This window comes from Vagococcus vulneris (assembly GCF_003950515.1).
Lineage (GTDB): Bacteria > Bacillota > Bacilli > Lactobacillales > Vagococcaceae > Vagococcus > Vagococcus vulneris.
On sequence record NZ_NGJS01000001.1, the window covers coordinates 130,346 to 153,378 of the forward strand.

The window sequence follows — 23,033 nt, forward strand, 5'->3', positions numbered from 1 at the left end:
AGAAAGAACACCTTGTTGTTTTTTCTTATTTTTATATTCTAAAGGAGTTTTAATATGTCATATGACGGTCTTTTTACCCATTATATGGTCAAAGAATTAAATGCTGCGCTTCTAAATGGCAGACTATCCAAAATTCATCAGCCATATGAGCATGAAATTATGCTTGTTATCCGAGCAAACGGAAAAAATCAAACATTGCTTCTTTCTGCACACCCTTCCTATGCTAGAGTACAGTTAACAGATATTTCTTATAAAAATCCCCTATCACCTCCTAATTTTTGTATGATTTTAAGGAAGTATTTAGAGGGTAGCATCTTAACAAAGATTAGACAGATTGAGAATGATCGCATCATCCATTTTTCATTTAATAGTCGAAATGAATTAGGTGATATTGAAGAAATCGTCCTCATCGTTGAAATTATGGGTCGACACAGTAATATCATTTTACTAAATAAACAAACAAATAAAATTATTGATACAATCAAACATGTTGGCAGCAGTCAAAACAGCTACCGCCTGCTGCTTCCAGGTGCTGAATACATAAATCCGCCAGCATCTGATAAGATGAATCCTTTTACATTGTCTTCAGATAAATTATTTGAATTTGTTCAGACTCATCCGAATTTAGATTCAACTGCAATCATAAACTCTTTTCAAGGAATCGGCAGAGATACTGGTGAAGAAATTACCTACCGGATGATTCAATCTGAAAAGGAAAAAATCGCTGCGTGGAACTCTTTCTTTAGCGAGTTAGCATCTTCATTATCACCGACTTTAACTAATTTTCAGAATAAAGATTACATCACTCCTGTACCTTTTATTAATTTATCCGGGACAAAACAAAATTTTCAAACTCTAAGTCAATTACTAGACGCTTTTTATGAAGGAAAAGCAGAACGCGATCGTGTCAAACAACAGGCTGGCGAGTTAATAAGGAAAGTAACAAATGATCAGCAAAAATTAAAGAAAAAAATAAAAAAATTAGAACAATCGCTTATCGATGCAGATAATGCTGATATATACCGGATTAAAGGAGAATTACTGACAACATACCTTCACGAAGTTCCTAAAGGAGCAAAGGAAGTAAAGCTGCCTAATTACTATGATGAGGCAACCAGTCTCCTAAGTATTTCGTTGAATAAAGCACTCAGTCCCAGTCAAAATGCACAAAAATACTTCCAAAGATATCAAAAACTTAAAAACGGTGTCAAGGTTGTTAAAGAACAAATTTCCTTAGCTAGGTATGACTTAATCTACCTAGAATCGGTGTCTTCGCAATTAGAAATTGCAAATCCAAGCGATATTGATATGATTCGCGAAGAACTAATTGAAGAAAAATATATTAAGCCTAAACGTCATGAAGCGAAAAAGAAACAAAAGAAAAGCAAACCTGAAGAATTCATTTCATCTGATGGTGTGAATATCCTAGTCGGCCGAAACAATATTCAAAACGACCAACTTACCTTAAAGCAGGCTAAAAAGACTGATTACTGGCTGCATGCTAAAGATATTCCTGGATCACATGTTATTGTTAAGACAGATCAACCTAGTGAACAAACATTGTTGGAAGCTGCTCAACTTGCGGCTTATTTTTCTAAATATCGATTATCCAATCATGTTCCTGTTGATTATGTTCAAGTCAAACATATCAAAAAACCGAACGGTGCTAAACCAGGATATGTCATTTACGAAAATCAAAAAACACTTTTTGTGACACCATCTAAAAATATCGTGACCAAATTAAAATTTTAATCTTTAAAAAGATAATGTTCACACGTATGACAAGAATTAGTTTCCCACTAATTCTTGTCATTTTTCCTTCTAACATAAAAACTAATAAAGACACCGATTGAAGTTATCTTTTTCAATCGGTATCTTTATTAGAAAAAACTTATTTTATCTCATGACATTCTCAAATTATTATCATTTTTATTAGTTTTTCATTGTACAAGTTAACTTTTAAACTTATGATTAATAGTGTATAAACTATATTTTAAAAGGAGTGTGATTGCTTTGGGTAGTTCTAAACAATTACGTTGGTACAATGTTGCCATCATTGCCTTTGTTTCAGTTTGGGGACTAGGTAATGTTGTCAATAATTATGCAACACAAGGTATATCAGTTATTTTTTCTTGGATTTTGATTATGCTTTTATACTTTATACCTTACGCATTAATTGTTGGGCAACTTGGATCAACATTTAAAGATTCTAGTGGAGGTGTCAGTAGCTGGGTTAAAAATACTACAACTAAAAAAATTGGCTACTTTGCTGCGTGGACTTATTGGGTGGTACATATCCCCTATTTAGCTCAAAAACCTCAACAAATTGTTATTGCATTTAATTGGATTATTAAGCAAAATGGTAATTTTATTAAAGAAGCCGGTGCAACTGTTACATCTATTTTAAGTCTTGCTATTTTCCTTTTCTTCTTATGGATTGCATCTAAAGGTTTGACAACATTAAAAAGAATTGGAAGTATTGCTGGAACTGCAATGTTTATTATGTCACTGCTCTTTATTTTATTAGCAGTCAGCGCACCAATGATAAGTAATCAAGCCACGTTAGCAACACCTGACATGGGGTCATTAAAAACATACTTGCCGACGTTTAATCTAGGTTACTTTACTACAATTTCTATGTTGGTGTTTGCAGTAGGTGGTGCTGAGAAGATCTCGCCTTATGTCAATGATACCAAAAATCCAGCTAAAGAATTTCCTAAGGGTATGTTGGCATTAGCTGCAATGATTGCTATTTGTGCAATCTTAGGTTCTTTTTCAATGGGGATGCTATTTGACAGTAATAATATCCCATCCGATTTAATGGCTAATGGTGCTTATGTTGCCTTTGGAAAATTAGGCGCTTATTATGGTGTTGGAAATTTATTTGTTATTGTTTATGCAATTGCACAAGCCTTAGCACAAATTTCTGCATTAGCATTTTCAATTGATGCACCTCTTAAAATTTTATTAGCAGATGCTGATTCTGACTACATCCCCGAATCATTCTCTAAAATGAATAAGAATGATACACCGATTAAAGGTTATGCTTTAACTGGTGTGTTAGTTAGTATTCTAATTATCATTCCTGGTCTAGGTATGAAAAACATGAATGATTTATACAACTGGCTGCTTAATCTGAATGCTTCTGTCATGCCACTTCGTTATTTGTGGGTATTTTTCGCTTATATGATGGTTAATAAACTTCATAAAGAGTTTAAGTCTGAATACAAATTCGTAAAAAATCCAAAAATTGGCTTTATCATCGGCCTTTGGTGCTTCTTATTTACTGCATTTGCATGTATTTTGGGAATTATTCCTAAAACACCTTATGCTGCTAATCCAAAAGCTTGGATTTTCCAAATAACATTAAATATTCTAACACCTCTTGTCTTGTTGGCTTTAGGCTTTATCTTCCCTTATATGGCTAAGAAAAATAAAGAAAAAGCACACATTCAATAAAAATGATTTAATAAAAAACCTGTTGAATTCATGAAAAATGAATCCGACAGGTTTTTTTTATACTCTTTTTCGTCGAGCAAACTCGACAAAGCGAAATTTATCCAACCGATGAATTGACTCAGTATACTCAAAACAACGTGTATCTTCTAAATAAACCAGACTACGGATGACAACAACATGGGTATCTTCTAGCAGATCCATTAACTCACGAATACCTTTAGTTGCTGGTTCAACAGTTATCTCTTTTTTGGCATAAGAAATATCCAAGTTCAAATGATCTTCAAAATACTCATAAATTGAGTTTTCGGCTTCTTTTTGTGGTAATGTTGAAACTATGTCGGTTAGTAAGTAATCCCTATCTAGTATAACTATCTCATCATCAATTTTACGCTGACGAACTAGCTTCCAAGCTTCTGCAGCAACGTTCCAACCAGTTATTTTTGACAATTCCTTACTAACAGCTATCTTTTTTAATTCAACCACATTAGTTTCACCTGAGATTTGTTGGCTTTCTCTCACCTCTTTATAGCTTGTCAAACCAGATACAGGAAAATTAAACCTGTTTATATCCAAAACAATTGATCCTTTTCCTTGCTGCTTTTGAATATAACCAGCATTTTTCAATAATGTCAATGCTTTTCTGACAGTCTCACGTGATACTTTATAGTGTTTGATTAACTGACTTTCACTAGGAAGCATTGTATTAGCCGGATATTCATGAGTTAAAATTTTTTCTTCTAAATCACGATAAATCTCTTTAAATTTATTCATCTTAGAACTCCTTTGAATGTTCTAAAATTCATTATAGTTATTCTGACTCCTGATAGCAATAGTGAATACCAAACATTACTATCTATGATTTTGACAATAAAGACACTTTAAATAAATCATGCTTTCTAAGTTGATAAGATTTTCCAAAAATAACCGCTTGACTATTTTCTGATGAAATAATTTCAATATCTTTTGTTGTTACAACCACATCAAACAAAATATTTTGATGTGATACCTTAAATGACAATTTTCCCCAATTTTTTGGCAAGTTTGGGTTTAATGAGATACTCTCATCAGTTACTTCAAGACCTGCATACATGCTTAACGTAATATCTAAAGTTGCTGCCATCACGCCAGTATGTATCCCTTCAGAAGTTGTACCTCCCTGGATATCAGCATAATCAGAAGAAAGAGCTTCGGAATACAGCTGCCAAGCTAATTCATCATTACCAACAATTTTAGCTAATTTTGCATGAACTACACGGGATAATGTTGACCCGTGTGTCGTACGTTTTAAATAATACTCTAGATTATCAGAGAGTGTACGATCAGTATAGTCATATCCCAATTGACCAAAGATATTTTTAACTTTTTTTTCAGGTAAGTTATAAAATATCATTAATGCATCGGCTTGTTTAGCAACTTGGTAGTCATCAGCCTTTTTACCCTCCGCATCTAAAATCCGATCCATACGATAAATATTACTGTGTTTTTCTTTATATGCCGCAAAATCTAATTCTTTCAGTTTAAAATATCCGTCAAATTGTGCAATGATGCCGTCATTATTTATGTCTAGATACATACTTTCTTCAAGCTGTTGTTGTTTGTTCGTTTCGTCTGCTGTCCAACCGACTTTAGTTTCTAGTGGCGTTAAATAATCTTTAAATTCACTTTGATAAATTTTCAATTTATCTAAAACAGCAACCAACATTAAATTAGTATAGGCATTGTCTTTAAAACCACCCTTGTCAGATCCTGGGTAAGCTTCATGAAATTCATCTGGGCCCATAACACCTGAGATCGAAAAACGGTGTTCGTCGGCATCCCATTTAGCTAAATGCAACCAGAATAAACTGATTTCCATCAACATTTCAAGACCGTAATTAATCATAAAATTCGCATCTTTTGTTTGGTCATAGTAACGAATAATGTTGAACGCAATAGCTAAAGAGACATGTCGTTGATTTTGGCTATGATCTTCTTTCCATTCGCCACTCACAGGATTAAGATGCATCTTTTGCGATTGTTCGTCACCAGTCAGACCTGATTGCCATGGATACATTGCACCTTTATGGCCTGCTTCCTTAGCATTAATCTTTGCTTGGTTTAATCTTGTATAACGATACATCAACAATTCTCTCGCAGTCTTTGGAAAATGATTGATGTAAAAAGGTAAAATGAATAGTTCATCCCAAAAAATATGACCACGATATGCTTCGCCATGCAGTCCTCTAGCAGTAACTGAAGCATCTAGTTCCTTATTCCCTGTCGGTGAAGCTGAACACAACAGATGATATGTGTGAAGGTTAATTAAAAATTGTGATTTTTCATCACCTTCAACAACTATTTCCGCAGCTTTCCATAGCTTTTCCCACTCATTAATCGATTGTTGTTTTACATCAATGTAATCCAACGGTTTGATTTTTTTCTCTGGAATAACTGTTTTTGAATAGTCCGTGTAAACTAATTTTTCTACACTATACATTTTATTTTTTTCAGTTTTAAAGGTAATCTCTTGTTTAATTTCTTTATTGTCTTTAACGATATTTATATCATTGCTGCTTAGCAAGTCCCCTGTTAACAATGTTTCTTGTAAAATATTTATTTTTGAATTTTTAGTTTCACTCCGCAACCACGCATGATTTTTGTGCGCACCTAAATCTAATATATCAAGATGTCGATTCGTTAAAGAACGATAGCGTTCAACATTATAATTATAGACATCACCATCAATCGATGAAATCAAATTTAAAACTACATCGTCTGCATCAATACTGAAACTATACTTAACACCAGAGTAATGTTTATCAGCCATACTGACAAAACGTTCAGACATAATAGTTAAATTATGTTTATTGGCTAATTCAATGACGACAGTCGATTGAAAGACCCCATTTTTTAGATTTAAAGATCGGTCAAGTTCTTTCACAGCATTATCTTCGATATTAATCCTTTCACCGTCTACGACAACATAAATCTTATAAGCATTCGGTAAATTTATAAAATCTTCATTAAATATAGCATGACCTGCTACGTCGGATTCTTCTGTATTATAAATACCTGCCAAGTAAGTCCCAGGGTAATTATTTTCAGATATTTCCATTTCAGGCAATGTTCCTCTGACACCCAAAAAACCATTTCCGACTGTTGTTAATGACTCTTGCGAATATTCTTCTTTACCTTTTGAATATGAATGATAAGTTAACATAAATTCATTTTCTTCTGTTGTCATTCCCTCACTCCTTAACTTGTATATACATGATTAAATAAAGCATATCAGGTTTATTTAAATTTTTCAAATATTATTTATTTATTTAATTTATAGACTTTTATAGTATATAAGTCAATTATACCGTTTATTTAAACGCTTGCATTTTTTACAAAAAAGTATTATGATAACTTCAAACAACCACTTGTCTAGTCAAGTAGGAAAATTAGGAGTGTTATTATGGGAAAATATTCAAAAGAGGCTGAGCAGCTGCTGAATTATGTCGGCGGATCTGAAAACATTGCAGCTGTTAGTCATTGTGCAACGCGTATGAGATTTGTTTTAAACGATGAAAGTCTAGCGAACAAAGAAGAAATCGAAAAATTGGATTCCGTAAAGGGTATGTTTACAAATGCTGGTCAATTTCAAGTAATTATTGGAAATGACGTTGCAACTTTTTTCAATGATTTTTCTACCGTTTCAGGCGTCAGCGGTGTTTCAAAAGAAGCTGGAAAAAAAGCTGCAAAACAAAATCTGAGTGTCATTCAACGAATTGTAACAGTATTAGCTGAAATATTTGCACCACTGATACCTGCTATTATTGTTGGTGGTTTAATTTTAGGTTTTAGAAATGTCCTTGAAGGGGTTCCGTTTGGTTTTCTCGACGGTAAGACAATTGTAGAAGTTTCGCAGTTTTGGAAAGGAACCAACGACTTTTTATGGTTAATCGGTGAAGCCATCTTCCACTTCCTACCAGTTGGGATTACTTGGAGTATTGCAAAACGGATGGGAACAACTCAAATTCTAGGAATCGTCTTAGGGATTACTTTAGTCTCTCCGCAATTATTAAATGCATATAGTGTTGCCGGTACTGCTGCAACTGATATTCCTGTATGGGATTTTGGTTTCGCTCAAGTACAAATGATTGGTTATCAAGCACAAGTTATTCCTGCCATTCTAGCAGGTTTTCTATTGGCCTATTTAGAGTTGTTTTTCAGAAAAATAATTCCTCAAGCTGTATCAATGATTTTTGTTCCATTTTTCTCTTTAATAATTACAGTTATTGCCGCACACGTTATCTTAGGTCCGATTGGTTGGACAATCGGCAGTGCCATCAGTCATGTTGTCTCAACGGCAATCGAATCAAATTTTGCTTGGTTGGCTGGTTTAGTTTACGGTACCTTCTATGCGCCACTCGTTATTACTGGATTGCATCATTTGATGCTGACCATCGATTTACAGATGATTGGTGACTTAGGCTATACGACACTTTGGCCAATGGTAGCTTTATCAAATATTGCTCAAGGTTCAGCTGTTCTTGCTATTATTTATTTACATAAAGGTAATAAAAAAGAAGAACAAGTATCTATCCCTTCAACAATTTCAGCTTACCTGGGTGTTACTGAGCCGGCAATGTTTGGGATCAACTTGAAATATTTTTATCCATTTGTAGCTGGAATGATTGGTTCAGGGATTGCGGGCTGTTTTATTACAGTAATGAAAGTTAAAGCCAAAGCAGTTGGTATTGGCGGTTTGCCAGGAATTATCTCAATGAAGCCCGGCAGTTATGGTTCATTTGCAATAGGAATGGTCATTGCGATCGTTATTCCTTTTGTATTAACATTAGTATTTAGAAAATCTAAAAAACTAAATAAATTAGACTCTGTTGAATTGGAAAAAATAGTCCCAAAACAAGCAAACGCAGAAAGAAGTGCTATCCAGACCGAAACATTTTATGCTCCTGCTGATGGTGAGCTGATTCCAATATCTAAAGTAAATGATCAAGTTTTCTCAGAAAAAATGATGGGAGACGGATACGCAGTCTTACCAGAAAAAAATGATATTCATTCACCTGTTGCCGGTCATGTGACTAATATTTTTCCGACACAGCATGCAATTGGAATAACTACAGACAGCGGTATTGAAGTTCTTTTACATATGGGACTAGATACAGTTGACTTAAATGGTGAACCTTTTAAATTGTTTATCGAAGAAGGACAAAAAGTGACACAAGAAACAAGAGTTGCCGAGATGGATCTCAAAGCAATTAAAGAAAAAGGTAAAGGTATCGATGTTGTCGTTGTTCTGACAAATATGGATAAAGTACCTAAAATAGATTTAACAAAAACTGGAAAAGTAACTGCAGAAGCCGTGATTGGTTCTGCTGACGTTTTATAATAATCAAAAAAGACTTAACAGAAAATCTGTTAAGTCTTTTTTTAAAGTAATTCTTTTCTTAAATCAGCACCTGATTTAGGTGAAATATAACTTGGTGCAATATCTAATACGGTATATGCACCATATTTTTTCTCTTCAGCTAGTCTTGCACATGCTCTGGCGTAAGCTACTAAAGTACTCGATGTAAATTCAGGATTACTATCCAAAGCTAATGAAAAATCATATATTTCTTTATTTTGTTTCGATGTTTGGCCAACACGTAATACTTTACCGCCGTGCGGCATTTTTTGTTTATGATTTTTCTCTAATTCTTCTTGTGTAATAACGTTTACTGTTGTGTCGTATTCATTAAAGTAATTTGGCATTGTAACAATTTTTTCAATAATTGCTGCTTCATCAGCCCCATCTTCTAATACAATAAAACATTCTCTAGTATGTTTGTCTCGAGTTGATAACTCTAAATGTTCACCAACTTTCAGACGATCAATAATATCATTATTAGGAATAGTATATTGAATTGCATCTTTAATTCCATCAATCCGGCGTAATGCATCACTATGTCCTTGGCTAACACCTTTACCCCAAAAAGTAACCGTTTCACCATCTGGTAAAATACTCTCAGCATAGGCACGATTAATACTAAATAATCCTGGATCCCAGCCAACTGAAATTATTGATACTGTGCTATTTTTTTTCGCTGTATCGTCTATTACCGAATAATGTTCTGGTATTTTAGCATGAGTATCAAAGCTGTCAACTGTATTAAATATTTTCGTCAATTCAGGCGTTTGGACGGGTAAATCCGTTGCCGAACCTCCGCATAAAATACAGACATCAATTTCATTTTTTTTATCATAAAGGTCTGCCATTGAATAAACCTTTCCTGCTTTGGCCTTAACTGTCAGAGGGTCTCTTCTAGTAAAAATTCCGACTAATTCGGTATCATCAGTCTTCTTAATTGCAGTTTCCACTCCGCGTCCTAAATTACCATAGCCAATAATTGCAATTCTAATCATTCAATATCATCCCTTTTTCTTTAAATTCAGAAGTATGAAAAACTTCTTGTTAAAAACAATACAACAAAAAAATGAGAATGTCTATAAAAATTCTCATTTAATATTAATTTTATTTTTATTTATTCCATTTTTCTGGAGCAGTTTTCCACTCTTCTAAAAGAGTCAAATCATCAGCAGAGATATAATTTTTTTCTAGTGCTACACTTAACAGCTCGGTATAATTTGTCAGTGTCAAGAAAGATAATTTTGCTTTTTCAAAATTATCTGCGCCTTTTGGTAACTGGTAACTAAAAATTGCTACAGCACCTAAAACATCAGCACCTTCGCGTGTCGCTGCTTCTGCTGCATCAATAACGCTTCCGCCGGTTGAAATCAAATCTTCAATAATAACCATCTTTTGATTTTTTGTTATGTGGCCTTCAATCTGATTTTGTTTTCCATGGTCCTTTGCTTTTCCGCGAATATATACCATTGGCAAGTCTAATAAATCTGCTACCCATGCAGCATGCGGGATTCCTGCAGTAGCTGTCCCAGCAATTACTTCCGCATCAGGATATGTTTGTTTAATTAATTCTGCTAATGACTTTGCAATATCTCTCCGAACTTTTGGATAACTCATAGTAATTCGATTGTCACAATATATAGGGCTTTTAATACCGCTCGCCCAAGTATACGGCTGAGATGGACTTAAAGTAACGGCTTTAATTGATAATAATTCTTCTGCAATATGTTTCATTAGTCAACACCATTCCATTCATTTTTTATTTTTAGGTAGCTTTCATACGGTATGTTAGATTTTGTAATCGGTCGCCCGACAACAATATAGCTTGAGCCGATATCTCGTGCTTCTCTTGGGGTAACGACTCTTTTCTGATCGCCGACAACTGCATCAGCTGGACGGATTCCTGGTGTCAGACAAATAAAGTCACGGGACGTTCTCTGTTTAATCATATCAACTTCTAATGCAGAGCAGACTACTCCCGCTAAACCAGATTCAGCAGTTATTTCAGCATAGTGGCAAACACTTTCATTAAGAGTACAAGTGATTAGTTGGTCCGTATGCATTTGCTGTTCACTAGTTGATGTCAACTGAGTAACAGCGATTAATTCTGGAACTTGTTGACCTTCAGGCGTTCCTTCTTTCAGTCCCAATAAGGCTTGCTCCATCATTTCTTGTCCTCCCGCTGCATGGACATTAGTGATTGCTACTCCTAAAGAGGCGATACTCTTCATCGCTGAGCGAACAGTATTTGGAATATCGTGTAGTTTTAAATCAAGGAAAACATCATGGCCGAGATCTTTTAACCATGTCACAATACTTGGACCTTCTTTGTAAAAAATTTCCATTCCTACTTTGACGAACAAAGATTCATTTTTTGGAAATTTATTCAAAAATAATTGAACACTGACCTTGTCCGGAAAATCAAGCGCAATAATTGGTCGATTCATTAATCTCGTACCTCCTTAACTTCTTGAATTAAACTTTTTAAAGATTCGATACCTAATTCATCCATTCTTTGCGGTAATTCATCAATCAGCTTAGGACAGATAAAAGGATCTGTAAAGTTCATAGTTCCGATAGCTACTGCACTCGCTCCTGCTAGATACATCTCAAGAACATCGTCAACAGCAGCGACACCGCCCATTCCTATAATCGGTATATCAACAGCATGCGACACCTGATGGATCATACGTATTGCTACCGGTTTTATTTCAGGTCCAGATAAACCGCCAGTTCCATTTGCTAAAACTGGACGACGAGTTTTTAAATCAAGTCGCATACCTAATAGAGTATTAATCATTGTAATACCATCTGCACCTGCTGCTTCCACAGCCTTCGCAATAGGTACAATGTCCGTCACATTTGGCGAGAGTTTGATATAAACCGGAACAGTTGCAACAGCTTTAACTGCACGTGTCAATTGTGCAGCAACTTCTGGACTAGTGCCAAAAGCGATACCGCCTTCTTTTACATTGGGGCATGAAATATTCAGTTCAATTGCATGAACGTTAGGTGCATCACCAATTCTCTCACACACCTTTACATAATCTGCCTCAGTTGAACCAGCAACGTTAGCTATGATTGGTACATCATACTTTTCAAGTGCTGGTAATTTTTCATTCATAACAACTTCAAGACCTGGATTTTGCAAGCCTATTGCATTCAACATGCCGCTTGGCGTTTCAGCGACACGAGGTGTTGGGTTTCCATATCTGGATTGATAAGTGGTGGCTTTCACCATAATTGCACCCAAGCGGCTCAAATCATAATACTTTGCATATTCTTCACCAAAACCAAAACAACCGCTAGCTGGTATTATTGGATTCTTCAAATCTAGACCAGGAAGTTTAACAGCTAACCGACTCATATAATAACCTCCCCTGTTTTAAATACCGGACCTTCATCACAGACCTTTTTATTCTTTGTTGGATCTTTTTTTGATTTGCAGACACAAGCATAGCATGCCCCAACACCACATGCCATTATTTCTTCCATAGACAGATAGACATGTTCTAATTCTTCGAATGCACCTTCTACACTTCGCAACAAAGGACTTGGACCGCATGCATAAACTGCTTTTGGTAGTCCATAAACTTTCTTTGCCTCATCAATTAGATGACCAACATGTCCCTTTTTACCACAACTTCCATCATCTGTTGCCAGCATGACTGTTCCCAAATTTTTAAATTCAGTATCGTAAAAACTAACTGATTTTTTAGCAAATCCTAAAAGAAAGATCAACCGTGCTTTTTTTTCTTTTAGTTCTTTGCCTAATTGATAAAGCGGCGGAACACCTATACCTCCGCCAATAATAAAAACTGTGTCATTTTCAGCAATGACTGAGGTGTCAAACCCATTCCCGAGAGGACCTAAAACATCTAAATAATCATTCGTACCTAACGAGCTCATCGCTGTTGTACCATCGCCATCAGCACGATATATTATTTTGCAAGTTTTTTCCTGATGATTAATCTCAGCTAAACTGATTGGTCTTCGTAATAATAAATCAGCTTGCGGTACTCTGATATGAATGAATTGACCCGACTGTTGCAATTCATTTGTTAATTCTCCAGTCAATGTCATTTCATAAATATTTTCGGCTATTTCTACCTGCTTTAAAACGCGCATATCCTCTTGCTTCATGGTCGACCTCCATCATCTATATTTTATAAATTGACTAATGAAAAACTTCTAGCTTCAAGAACCTTTAATATTGCATCAGCTGTATCTAAAGACGTCATTAAGGGAACACTAGCTTCAACTGCCTGACGCCGTATTTTAAAACCATCAGTCGCAGTCGTTGTATCTTTTCCAGGTGTGTTAATTACTAATTGACAGCGCCCTTCTCGGATAACAGTTAAAATATTATCGGTATCTTCCGAGTTTGCTTTTGTCACAGTATCAACCGTCAGACCATTTTCTTTCAAATAGTGCCCCGTTCCTTCCGTTGCCATTAAACCATAACCAATATCATTGAATCGTTTTGCCAGTTGCAGAGCTTCCTCTTTTGCCTCATCATCAATGGTAAATAAAACAGAGCCAAAGTCAGGCAAGTGCATACCGCTCGCTTCAAAAGCTTTATACAGAGCTTTTTCAAGTGTTTTATCAGATCCCATTACTTCACCAGTTGACTTCATTTCCGGACCCAAATTTGTGTCAACATCATGTAATTTTGCAAATGAAAATACTGGTGCTTTAACATGAACTTGCGTACTTTCATGATAAAGACCTTCCTGATATCCTAAATCATTTAACGATTGTCCTAGTATTAATTGAGTAGCAACTTGAGCCATTGGAATACCCGTAACTTTGCTTAAAAACGGAACTGTACGACTAGCACGCGGATTAACTTCAATTACGTAAACTTCATCTTGATGGACGATAAATTGAATGTTCATCATACCTTTACAATTCAAACCAATTGCTAACCGTTTGGTATAATCAATAATTTTGTTAATTACAGCTTTTGTCAATGATTGAGGCGGATAGACAGCCATTGAGTCTCCCGAATGAACACCCGCTCTTTCAATATGTTGCATAATTCCTGGGATTAAGACTTCTCTGCCATCGCTTATTGCATCAACCTCACATTCAACACCCATTAAATATCGGTCGATTAAAACCGGGTGTTCTGGTGATGCTTTAACAGCTTCTTCCATGTAACGTTCTAGATCTTTTGTTGACCATACTATTTCCATTGCGCGACCTCCAAGCACGTAACTAGGTCGTACTAAAACTGGATATCCTAATCCCTCAGCAATTTTTACTGCATCCTCTTTATTAGTTGCTGTACTGCCTTTTGGTTGTGGAATCTGTAGTTCATTTAATGCTTGTTCAAATTTATCTCTATTTTCAGCTCGGTCTAAGTCTTCAATAGTTGTACCTATAATAGTCACTCCATTTTTTGTTAAACCTTCGGCCAAATTAATTGCTGTCTGTCCGCCAAATTGAACAATAACTCCCACAGGCTTTTCTAAGTCAATAACATGCATTACATCTTCTAATGTCAATGGTTCAAAGTATAATTTATCAGATATTGAAAAATCGGTCGACACTGTTTCTGGATTGCTGTTCATGATAATTGCCTCATATCCGGCTGCTTGAATCGCCTTAACTGAATGGACTGTTGCGTAATCGAATTCTACACCTTGTCCAATTCGAATCGGACCAGAACCAAGTACTAGAACTGAAGGTTTTTCACTAATGTGACTTTCATTTTCTAATTCATAACTGCTATAAAAATAAGGTGTTTTAGAGTCAAACTCTGCAGCACATGTATCGACCATTTTGTATATTGGTATAATATTATTTACTTTTCGGAATTGATAAACATTTTCTTCTGTTGTTTTCCAAATTTCAGAAATTATTCTGTCCGAAAAACCATATTCTTTTATTTCTTTTAAGACCTCTTTATCGTCTTTATTGTCCGCTGCCAATCTTTCTAGTTCGATAATATGAAGTAATTTGTCTAAGAAAAACAAATCAATCTTAGTTAAACCAGCAATATCAACTATATCAAATCCGCGTCGTATGGCTTCAGCGACATAAAACAAACGATCATCTTGCGCATAGACCATGCCGTGTGTTAATTCTTCATCTGACACGATCTTTAATTCAGCTAATTCAATATGATAGACCCCGATTTCTAATGATCGAACTGCTTTTAATAAGGACTCTTCTAGATTTCTTCCCAGTGCCATTACCTCGCCAGTTGCTTTCATTTGTGTGCTTAAAAGACGGTTGCCTTTTTCAAATTTGTCAAAAGCCCACCGAGGTATTTTAGATACAACATAGTCTAACGTTGGCTCAAACATTGCGTAAGTTGTTTGTGTTACTGGATTTTTCATTTCATCTAAGTTTAAACCAACAGCGATCTTTGCTGCAATTTTAGCAATTGGGAAACCTGTTGCTTTACTTGCCAGTGCTGACGAACGTGAAACTCTAGGGTTCACTTCTATAATGTAATAATTAAAACTGTGAGGATCTAATGCTAATTGAACGTTACATCCACCCTCAATCTTCAGTGCTTTAATAATTTTAAGTGATGCATCTCGCAGTAACTGTACTTCAACATCTGATAAAGTCTGACAAGGTGCAAAGACAATTGAATCACCAGTATGTATACCGACCGGATCAAAATTTTCCATGTGACAGACAACAATCGCATTATCTGACGAATCGCGCATCACTTCAAATTCTATTTCTTTGTAACCAGCTATACTTTTTTCGATTAAACATTGGTTAGTCGGTGAAAGTGCTAGTCCGCTTGAAGCAATAACAATCAACGACTCTTCATTTTCACACATACCACCGCCGGTACCTCCAAGCGTAAACGCTGGTCGTACAATTAACGGATACCCAATTTTTTTACCAAACGCGATAGCTTCTTCAACTGTATGAACAATTGTACTTTCAGGTATTGGTTCATCCAATTCTTCCATTAATTGTTTGAACAAATCTCTATCTTCTGCTTGGTCGATTGCTTCTAGTTTCGTTCCCAACAGTTCAATTGAAAGTTCATCCAATAAGCCACTCTTTGATAACGACATAGCCATATTTAATCCAGTTTGTCCTCCTAATGTGGGTAAAATAGCATCTGGACGTTCTTTTCTTAAAATTTTCGATACAAATTCAAATGTAATTGGTTCAATATAGACTTTATCAGCAACTTCTTTATCAGTCATGATAGTCGCTGGATTTGAGTTAATTAAAATGACTTCATATCCTTCTTCTTTAAGAGCTAAACATGCCTGAGTTCCTGCATAATCAAACTCAGCTGCCTGACCGATAATAATTGGACCAGATCCGATAACTAAAATTTTGTTAATATCTGTACGTTTAGGCATTATTTTTCCCCCAATTTTCCATTAATTCAATAAATTCATCAAAAATTCCGACTGCATCATGAGGCCCCGGCGCTGCATCTGGATGAAACTGAACTGAAAACGCAGGGTACTTTTTATGTTTAACGCCTTCAATGGTGTTATCATTAATCTCAATGTGTGTCACCATCAAATCTGTCATCGTGGTGCTTTCCTCAGACACAGCATATCCGTGATTTTGTGAAGTAAAGCAAATCTGACCTGTTGCAATTTCTTTAACCGGATGGTTGCTGCCACGATGACCGAATTTTAATTTATACGTATCTGCACCATTAGCTAAACTAAGTAATTGATGTCCAAGGCAAATGCCAAATATCGGCACTTTACTTTGCAACTTGGTGATTGTTTCAATTCCCTCAGGTACGTCTTTGGGATCACCAGGACCATTTGACAACATAATGCCATCCGGTGCCAACGTTAAAATATCGTCTGCTGAATAATTGTAAGGAACAACCGTAATATTGCATCGGCGATTAATTAATTCTCGAAGAATGCTGTGTTTCATTCCAAAATCAACAACTACTACCTTTTTACCATCTCCAGGTATTGTATAAGGCTTTGTAGTTGATACTTGCTGTACTTGGTTTCTCGGTAAAACCGTTGCTCGCAGCTGATCATATTCATGATCAATATCCGGGACAATATCGATAATACTGCCTTTTAATGTACCGGCATCTCTGATTTTCTTTGTCAACGCTCGTGTATCGATACCGGATATACCAGGTATCCCTTTTGATTTTAAAAATTCATCCAATGTCATTTGGCTACGCCAATTCGATGCCAAACGAGCTACATCTTTAACAATGACACCATTACATGAAGGCAGCATAGATTCAAAATCATCTCGATTAATACCGTAATTGCCGATTAAAGGGTACGTAAACATAATAATCTGTCCCTTGAAACTAGGATCTGTTAACACTTCCTGATAACCGCTCATACCGGTCGTAAACACAACCTCTCCGGTACCGATTCCTTTAGCTCCAAACCCTTTACCTTCAAAATAAGTGCCATCTTCTAAAATTAATAATCGTTTTATCACGTTACATACCACCTTTATCCCAAACTATTTTCCCATCCACTAATGTAAATAGTGTATCTCCTTTAACCTTTTCACCTATAAAAGGTGTGTTATCCGCTTTAGAAGTAAAGTCTTTTGTTATCTCTACTTCGCTGTCTATATCAAATATTGCAATATCAGCTGGTGTCCCAATATCTAAAGTCCCAGCCTCTAAGCCAAAGATTCTGGCTGGTGCATCTGTCATCCAGTAAACAACGTCTGCCAAGGTGAAAATTCCCGTTTCTACAAAATGGGTGTACATTAATTTAAATACTGTTTCACTACCGATAATTCCAAAAGGAGCCTTAAGCATACTTTGATTTTTTTCTTCATGACCGTGAGGAGCGTGATCTGTTGCTATGCAATCAATTGTTCCATCTAAAAGTCCTTTAATTAAAGCTTGTCGATCCTCATTGTCACGTAATGGCGGATTCATCTTAAAATAGCCGTGGTCACAAGTGATATCTGCATCCGTCATAATTAGGTGATGTGGGCAGACTTCGCACGTCACGTGGATTCCGTTTAGTTTTGCTTGTCGGATAACTTCCACACTCTCTTTTGTAGAAACGTGACAAACGTGGTAATGAACCCCTGTTTCTTTAGCCAATAAAATATCCCGAGCTATTTGTGATGATTCAGTCGCACTCATAATACCTGGTAATTCTAACTCTTCCGATTTTTTTCCTTTATGCATTACGCCATTAAACAGCAGTGATTCATCCTCTGTATGTGCAACAATTGCCATATTGAGCGCAGCCGCGGCTTCCATAGCAAGATACATTGTACCTGCGGTTTGTACACCTACCCCATCATTGGTAAAAGCAAAGGATCCGGCATCTTTTAACCCTTTAAAATCAACTAACTCTTCACTTCTTAAATTATTTGTGATGGAAGCGTATTGTAAAATTTTGACATGCGCATTTTTATTTATAAGTGATTGTATCAGCTCCATATTTTCAACTGTATCAGGAACAGGATTCAAATTAGGCATCGCACAAACTGTAGTAAATCCCCCTCGAGCTGCAGATAAACTGCCAGTTTCAATTGTTTCTTTGTATTCAAAGCCAGGTTCTCTGAAATGAACGTGTACATCTACCATTCCTGGAGTAATTAATCCATTTGCGGCATCAATTACCTTATCAGCACTAACAGTTCTTGCATCAAACTTGCCAATACCTTGAATCTTACCTTCTTCAATAAAGATATCTGCAGAAATTAATTCATTTCGATTTGTTACCATGCGTCCATTTTTGATTAATAGAGTTGTCATACGTTTCACCTACGCCTTTCCATGTAGAATTGCTTCTAGAATTGCCATTCTCATATAAACACCATTTGTCATTTGCTGTGTAATCCTTGATTGGTAAGACTCTACCAATTCGTCAGCTAGTTCTACATCACGGTTCACCGGTGCTGGATGCATAATAATTGCTTTCGCTTGCATCTTTTCAGCTCGTTTCACGGTCAACCCGTATCTCTGATGATACGTTTCTTTAGAGAACCCTTCATCTGAGTCATGCCGCTCATGCTGCACTCTAAGCATCATCATCACATCGACTTTGTCTAGAACATCATCTATAACTAAATATTCACCATATGCTTCATACTGCTTGTTATACCATTCTTCTGGGCCGCAAAAATAAAGATTTGCACCTAAACGTTTCAGCATTTTCATATTTGAATTAGCAACACGCGAATGAGTCAAATCCCCGCAAATTGCTACGTTCAACCCAGAAAAATAACCAAATTCTTCGTATATCGTTAACAGATCCAGTAAACATTGAGTCGGATGATTGCCGCTACCGTCACCGCCATTAATAATCGACGTCGTAATTGTTTTGCTTTGAATCAATTCATTATAATAATCTTCTTGCGAGTGTCTGATAACACAGGCCTGTACGCCAATTGCTGACATCGTCAATACAGTATCATATAATGATTCGCCCTTCGTTACTGAGCTAGACTTTGCATCAAATTCTATTACATCAAAACCCAATTTTTTTTCGGCTACTTCAAAACTCTTATGTGTCCGTGTGCTGTTCTCAAAAAATAGATTGGTAACAAAAAATTGTTCATCCGGCAGATTTGATTTCGCCCCTTGTTTAAAGGCCTGTGCCCGTCTAATCAGCCCCATTACTTCTTGATCGCTCAATGATTCGGCCGTCAATAGATGCTTTAAACTGATTTGTTCTGATGTAATAATCATTCGTAACTCTCCTTTTCTTTACTCTTCTTCACTTTTGGCAACTTTTGGTAAAACAAGATTCATAACAATCCCGAAGACTGTAGCTAGTGCCATACCTGAGACTGCGACTGGACCAGCTTTAAAGGTTAGACCGCCAATACCAATCACTAAAATGACTGATGCTATTAAAAGGTTGCGTTTCGAATTAAAATCAACTTTATTATCAATTAATATTTTCAAACCGCTTGATGCAATAACTCCGAATAAGATAAAACTGATTCCTGCAATAACAGGACCAGGTATACTTTGTATCAAAGCACTTAATTTGCCGACAAAGCCTAATACCATAGCAAGGATCGCTGCCCCGCCGATAACAAACACACTATGTACACGTGTAATTGCAAGAACACCAATATTTTCACCATAACTTGTTACTGGAGGTCCACCAACGAAGCCAGCAACAATTTGTGCTAACCCATCACCCATCAAAGTTTTATGAAGACCTGGATTTTCATAAAAATTCCTCTTTGTTAATTTATTCAATACCATTAAATGTCCGATATGTTCAGTCATCGTAACAAAGGCTATCGGTGCCATCGTAATGACTGCTGTTAAATAAAATTTAGGCGTATAAGTTACAAAAGGTGTCTGAAAATTCGGTAAAGCAAACCATGCTGCATCTGCAATCGGCTTTGTATCAACAATACCGAACAGCAAAGCGACAATATAGCCGCATATGATACCCAACAAAATCGGAATAAGTCCTAAAAATCCTTTTAAATACATATTGAATATAATTGTTAAAATTAATGTAATCATTGCCACAGCGATATACTTTACATTATAAACTTGAGAACCATCCGGCATATTTTGAAACATTGCTTGATTCGCAGCGTTCGCAGCTAATCCAAGACCAATTACCATAACAACCGGTCCGACTACGATTGCCGGTAATAATTTGTCTAGCCAGCCAGATCCAGCTTTTTTTACAATCATTGAAACAATCAGGTAGACAATTCCTGTTGTTAGTGCGCCAAGAGCGATTGCCGGATAACCATCTTCTTTCATCAACATTTGCATAGCTGCTATAAACGCAAAACTGCTGCCTAAGTACGCTGGAATTTTACCTCGAGTCACACACAAGTAAACGACCGTACCTAAACCTGAACTAAATAGAGCGATCCCTGGATTTATCCCCACTAAAATCGGAACTAATACTGTTGCACCAAACATAGTGAACAAATGTTGCAAACTTAAGCCAAGCCACTTAATTCCTGATGGTCTTTCATGAATATCAATTACTGCATCTTCATTACGAAACTCTTCTTTTTTCATTTTATTTTCCCCCTTATAACAAAAAATCCTCGTTTCTTAATTAGAAACGAGGTTCATAACAAAATGATGCACATAGTGTTCCTTGTGCATTTGTTACTCTTCCAAGTCTCTCTGTACTTGATTAAAAAGTATTTTTATTGATCTGATTTTATAGAAATGCTGTCTTTACCGTCAACTTCCTGAACTTGTACGATAACTTGCTCTTTCCTTGATGTTGGAATATTTTTCCCAACATAATCAGCACGAATCGGTAATTCTCTGTGGCCTCTATCAACTAACACTGCTAAAGAAATCTTATCTGGACGGCCTAAATCCATCAAAGCATCTAATGCTGCACGAATAGTACGACCTGTGTAAATAACATCATCAACTAGAATGACCTCTTTATCTTCCAATGAAAAAGGAATATTTGATGCATGAACCGTAGCATCATCATGCTCGTTCTTGTGGTTATCATCTCGGTATAAAGTAATATCGAGCTCACCGACAGGCACACTATGCCCCTCTAGTTGCTGTAAACGTTCAGCAATACGTTCAGCTAAATAAATACCACGAGTTTTGATGCCGACTAATGCAATATTATCGATGGATTTATTGCGCTCAATTATTTCATACGTAATTCTTGTTATCGCGCGTTTCATTGTCACAGCATCCACCACTTCTTTTTGCTTCACAATACATCCTCCTAATTGAATCCAATAAAAAACTCCTACCCAAGAAAAGGATAGGAGGAAATGTTCTCATAAAGACATTCTATATAGAATAAGACACACAGCCACAATCCATATAGAGCATTTACCTTCTTAGCCTCTCGGGACTATTCTTAAAGGAATCATGTTTGATTTGTTAATTTCACTTTAACGTAAATTTAGATAAAAATCAATCTTTTTTTCTCAGTTCAGCTAAAGTTTCTTTGAAAACAGGTGGTATTTCAACAGAAAACGTCATTAACTCATGATTTTTAGGATGCTCAAATCCAATGGTTTGGGCATGTAAAAATTGACCATTACCGGGTAAAGTTTTCTTCGGACCATACAACGGATCACCAGCGATTGGATAACCAATGTATTCGAGATGGACTCTCAGTTGGTGTGTTCTACCGGTTTCCAGTTGACATTCAATTAATGTAAATTTATCAAATTTTTCAATCACTTTAAAATGTGTGAGTGCAGGTTTTCCGTCTTTAATAACCGCTTGTTTCTGTCGATTGTCTTTGCTTCGTCCTATCGGAGCTTCAATAGTCCCTTTTTCATGAGGAATAACACCATGAACTAAAGCAAGATACTTTCTTAAAGGTTTTTTTTCTTTTAATTGATCCGATAAATACTCGTGTGCTTGATCATTTTTTGCCACCATTAATAATCCGGATGTATCTTTATCTATTCGATGTACAATACCAGGTCGAACAACATCATTTATCGATGATAAATGATCGGCATGAAATAGTAAAGCATTCACTAACGTGCCATCAGGATGACCTGCTGACGGATGTACAACCATTCCTTGCGGTTTATTAACAATGATGACATCTTCATCTTCATAGACAATATCAATCGGAATATCCTGAGGTTTAAGCGTTAATTCTTCTGGCTCTGGAATAGTAATTGTAATGATTTCACCATTTTTAACTTTATGATTTGCCTTAACAGGCGTCTTATTAATGTCTACTAGTCCATCTTTAAGCCATGATTGGATTTGAGAACGTGAATATTGACTAAATGCACTAGTTAATACCTTGTCAATACGACCGCTCTCATCAGATATTTTTAAATTAAATTGATCCATTTAAGTCCTCCTAAGACTATTTATCTTTTTCTGATTTCTCAGCTACTATATTTTTATCACTGAAAACTGCTGCTATTTTATTATCTTCCTGTAAAGCCGCATAGACCAGATAAAGTTTTTTTCCCTCATATTTAGACAAAGCATAACTATCATCTTTATCTTTCGCATCATCTAATGCATCCCATGAGTCAAATACTTCGGTATACTTATATTTTGCTTCATATTCTTGTGCTTCTTTATTATATTTTGCTAAATCATCTTTTTGAATTTCCTGAGTCCCAGTATCTTTCGCTATTTTATCAGGAGTTTGCTGAGATGATTGTTGCTTGTAGAAATAAAATCCACCAAATCCTAACAACACAACCACTAACAGGAATATTAAAACCTTCTTCAAATGACGTCACCATCCTTAACTTTATATTAAGCTATTTA

General features: G+C 35.9%; 18 protein-coding genes. 3 read left to right on the top strand and 15 right to left on the bottom strand.

The features are described from left to right. Positions 1–54: 54 nt before the first annotated feature. The gene (locus CBF37_RS00645) at positions 55–1,752 is read left to right on the top strand and encodes an NFACT RNA binding domain-containing protein (protein ID WP_125982881.1); all 1,698 of its coding nucleotides are present in this window, start codon (positions 55–57) and stop codon (positions 1,750–1,752) included. A gap of 261 nt (positions 1,753–2,013) precedes the next feature. Then, the gene (locus CBF37_RS00650; protein ID WP_125982882.1) at positions 2,014–3,459 is read left to right on the top strand and encodes an amino acid permease; all 1,446 of its coding nucleotides are present in this window, start codon (positions 2,014–2,016) and stop codon (positions 3,457–3,459) included. A 57-nt stretch (positions 3,460–3,516) separates the two neighbouring features. Here the strand turns inward: CBF37_RS00650 and treR are convergent, their stop codons facing one another. Together treR and CBF37_RS00660 are read right to left on the bottom strand one after the other, a co-directional pair. Beyond that, positions 3,517–4,230, bottom strand: coding sequence for a trehalose operon repressor (gene treR, locus CBF37_RS00655; RefSeq protein ID WP_125982883.1), 714 nt, complete (start codon positions 4,228–4,230; stop codon positions 3,517–3,519). A gap of 82 nt (positions 4,231–4,312) precedes the next feature. Continuing rightward, on the bottom strand, positions 4,313–6,682 hold the full coding sequence (locus CBF37_RS00660) for a glycoside hydrolase family 65 protein (protein ID WP_125982884.1): 2,370 nt from the start codon (positions 6,680–6,682) through the stop codon (positions 4,313–4,315). A 216-nt stretch (positions 6,683–6,898) separates the two neighbouring features. On the opposite strand from CBF37_RS00660, the gene treP reads away from it, so the two are divergent. Further along, positions 6,899–8,836 (top strand): PTS system trehalose-specific EIIBC component, encoded by a 1,938-nt coding sequence (gene treP, locus CBF37_RS00665; RefSeq protein WP_125982885.1) that lies wholly within the window; start codon positions 6,899–6,901, stop codon positions 8,834–8,836. 41 nt (positions 8,837–8,877) lie between these two features. Here the strand turns inward: treP and CBF37_RS00670 are convergent, their stop codons facing one another. From CBF37_RS00670 to CBF37_RS00730, 13 genes are all read right to left on the bottom strand, one after another. Continuing rightward, positions 8,878–9,852 carry a diaminopimelate dehydrogenase gene (locus CBF37_RS00670; RefSeq protein ID WP_125982886.1) on the bottom strand — a complete coding sequence of 325 codons (975 nt, stop codon included), beginning with the start codon at positions 9,850–9,852 and terminating at the stop codon, positions 8,878–8,880. A gap of 115 nt (positions 9,853–9,967) precedes the next feature. After that, positions 9,968–10,588 (bottom strand): orotate phosphoribosyltransferase, encoded by a 621-nt coding sequence (gene pyrE, locus CBF37_RS00675; RefSeq protein ID WP_125982887.1) that lies wholly within the window; start codon positions 10,586–10,588, stop codon positions 9,968–9,970. Further along, on the bottom strand, positions 10,588–11,301 hold the full coding sequence (gene pyrF, locus CBF37_RS00680; RefSeq protein ID WP_125982888.1) for an orotidine-5'-phosphate decarboxylase: 714 nt from the start codon (positions 11,299–11,301) through the stop codon (positions 10,588–10,590). Before pyrF ends, pyrE begins: the two co-directional genes overlap by 1 nt. Next, complete coding sequence (locus CBF37_RS00685) at positions 11,301–12,221, bottom strand: dihydroorotate dehydrogenase (protein WP_125982889.1); 921 nt, start codon at positions 12,219–12,221, stop codon at positions 11,301–11,303. The genes pyrF and CBF37_RS00685 overlap by 1 nt, the downstream gene beginning before the upstream one ends. After that, positions 12,218–12,997: a dihydroorotate dehydrogenase electron transfer subunit gene (locus CBF37_RS00690; RefSeq protein WP_125982890.1), complete on the bottom strand. Its 780-nt coding sequence runs from the start codon at positions 12,995–12,997 to the stop codon at positions 12,218–12,220. The genes CBF37_RS00685 and CBF37_RS00690 overlap by 4 nt, the downstream gene beginning before the upstream one ends. A 23-nt stretch (positions 12,998–13,020) precedes the next feature. Continuing rightward, positions 13,021–16,200, bottom strand: a complete 3,180-nt coding sequence (carB, locus tag CBF37_RS00695; protein ID WP_125982891.1) for a carbamoyl-phosphate synthase large subunit — start codon at positions 16,198–16,200, stop codon at positions 13,021–13,023. Next, on the bottom strand, positions 16,193–17,275 hold the full coding sequence (locus CBF37_RS00700; RefSeq protein WP_125982958.1) for a carbamoyl phosphate synthase small subunit: 1,083 nt from the start codon (positions 17,273–17,275) through the stop codon (positions 16,193–16,195). The genes carB and CBF37_RS00700 overlap by 8 nt, the downstream gene beginning before the upstream one ends. 4 nt (positions 17,276–17,279) lie before the next feature. Next, positions 17,280–18,566 (bottom strand): dihydroorotase, encoded by a 1,287-nt coding sequence (locus tag CBF37_RS00705; RefSeq protein WP_125982892.1) that lies wholly within the window; start codon positions 18,564–18,566, stop codon positions 17,280–17,282. A gap of 9 nt (positions 18,567–18,575) precedes the next feature. Then, a complete protein-coding gene (locus CBF37_RS00710; RefSeq protein WP_125982893.1) occupies positions 18,576–19,502 on the bottom strand; it encodes an aspartate carbamoyltransferase catalytic subunit in 927 nt (308 codons plus the stop codon). Positions 19,503–19,520: 18 nt separating this feature from the next. After that, positions 19,521–20,816 (bottom strand): uracil permease, encoded by a 1,296-nt coding sequence (gene uraA, locus CBF37_RS00715; RefSeq protein ID WP_125982894.1) that lies wholly within the window; start codon positions 20,814–20,816, stop codon positions 19,521–19,523. Positions 20,817–20,950: 134 nt separating this feature from the next. Continuing rightward, positions 20,951–21,490: a bifunctional pyr operon transcriptional regulator/uracil phosphoribosyltransferase PyrR gene (pyrR, locus tag CBF37_RS00720; RefSeq protein ID WP_125982895.1), complete on the bottom strand. Its 540-nt coding sequence runs from the start codon at positions 21,488–21,490 to the stop codon at positions 20,951–20,953. Between the two features lie 205 nt (positions 21,491–21,695). Further along, positions 21,696–22,601, bottom strand: a complete 906-nt coding sequence (locus tag CBF37_RS00725) for an RluA family pseudouridine synthase (protein ID WP_125982896.1) — start codon at positions 22,599–22,601, stop codon at positions 21,696–21,698. 16 nt (positions 22,602–22,617) lie between these two features. Further along, positions 22,618–22,995: a hypothetical protein gene (locus CBF37_RS00730; RefSeq protein WP_125982897.1), complete on the bottom strand. Its 378-nt coding sequence runs from the start codon at positions 22,993–22,995 to the stop codon at positions 22,618–22,620. Positions 22,996–23,033: the final 38 nt, after the last annotated feature.

What these genes read in the sequence shown, in the direction of transcription:
- CBF37_RS00705 (WP_125982892.1), bottom strand. Translation starts at nt 18,566, where the DNA reads ATGACAACTCTATTAATCAAAAATGGACGCATGGTAACAAATCGAAAT.
- treR (WP_125982883.1), bottom strand. Translation starts at nt 4,230, where the DNA reads ATGAATAAATTTAAAGAGATTTATCGTGATTTAGAAGAAAAAATTTTA.
- CBF37_RS00690 (WP_125982890.1), bottom strand. Translation starts at nt 12,997, where the DNA reads ATGAAGCAAGAGGATATGCGCGTTTTAAAGCAGGTAGAAATAGCCGAA.
- uraA (WP_125982894.1), bottom strand. Translation starts at nt 20,816, where the DNA reads ATGAAAAAAGAAGAGTTTCGTAATGAAGATGCAGTAATTGATATTCAT.
- treP (WP_125982885.1), top strand. Translation starts at nt 6,899, where the DNA reads ATGGGAAAATATTCAAAAGAGGCTGAGCAGCTGCTGAATTATGTCGGC.
- CBF37_RS00670 (WP_125982886.1), bottom strand. Translation starts at nt 9,852, where the DNA reads ATGATTAGAATTGCAATTATTGGCTATGGTAATTTAGGACGCGGAGTG.
- CBF37_RS00645 (WP_125982881.1), top strand. Translation starts at nt 55, where the DNA reads ATGTCATATGACGGTCTTTTTACCCATTATATGGTCAAAGAATTAAAT.
- pyrF (WP_125982888.1), bottom strand. Translation starts at nt 11,301, where the DNA reads ATGAATCGACCAATTATTGCGCTTGATTTTCCGGACAAGGTCAGTGTT.
- pyrE (WP_125982887.1), bottom strand. Translation starts at nt 10,588, where the DNA reads ATGAAACATATTGCAGAAGAATTATTATCAATTAAAGCCGTTACTTTA.
- carB (WP_125982891.1), bottom strand. Translation starts at nt 16,200, where the DNA reads ATGCCTAAACGTACAGATATTAACAAAATTTTAGTTATCGGATCTGGT.
- CBF37_RS00710 (WP_125982893.1), bottom strand. Translation starts at nt 19,502, where the DNA reads ATGATTATTACATCAGAACAAATCAGTTTAAAGCATCTATTGACGGCC.
- CBF37_RS00725 (WP_125982896.1), bottom strand. Translation starts at nt 22,601, where the DNA reads ATGGATCAATTTAATTTAAAAATATCTGATGAGAGCGGTCGTATTGAC.
- CBF37_RS00660 (WP_125982884.1), bottom strand. Translation starts at nt 6,682, where the DNA reads ATGACAACAGAAGAAAATGAATTTATGTTAACTTATCATTCATATTCA.
- CBF37_RS00685 (WP_125982889.1), bottom strand. Translation starts at nt 12,221, where the DNA reads ATGAGTCGGTTAGCTGTTAAACTTCCTGGTCTAGATTTGAAGAATCCA.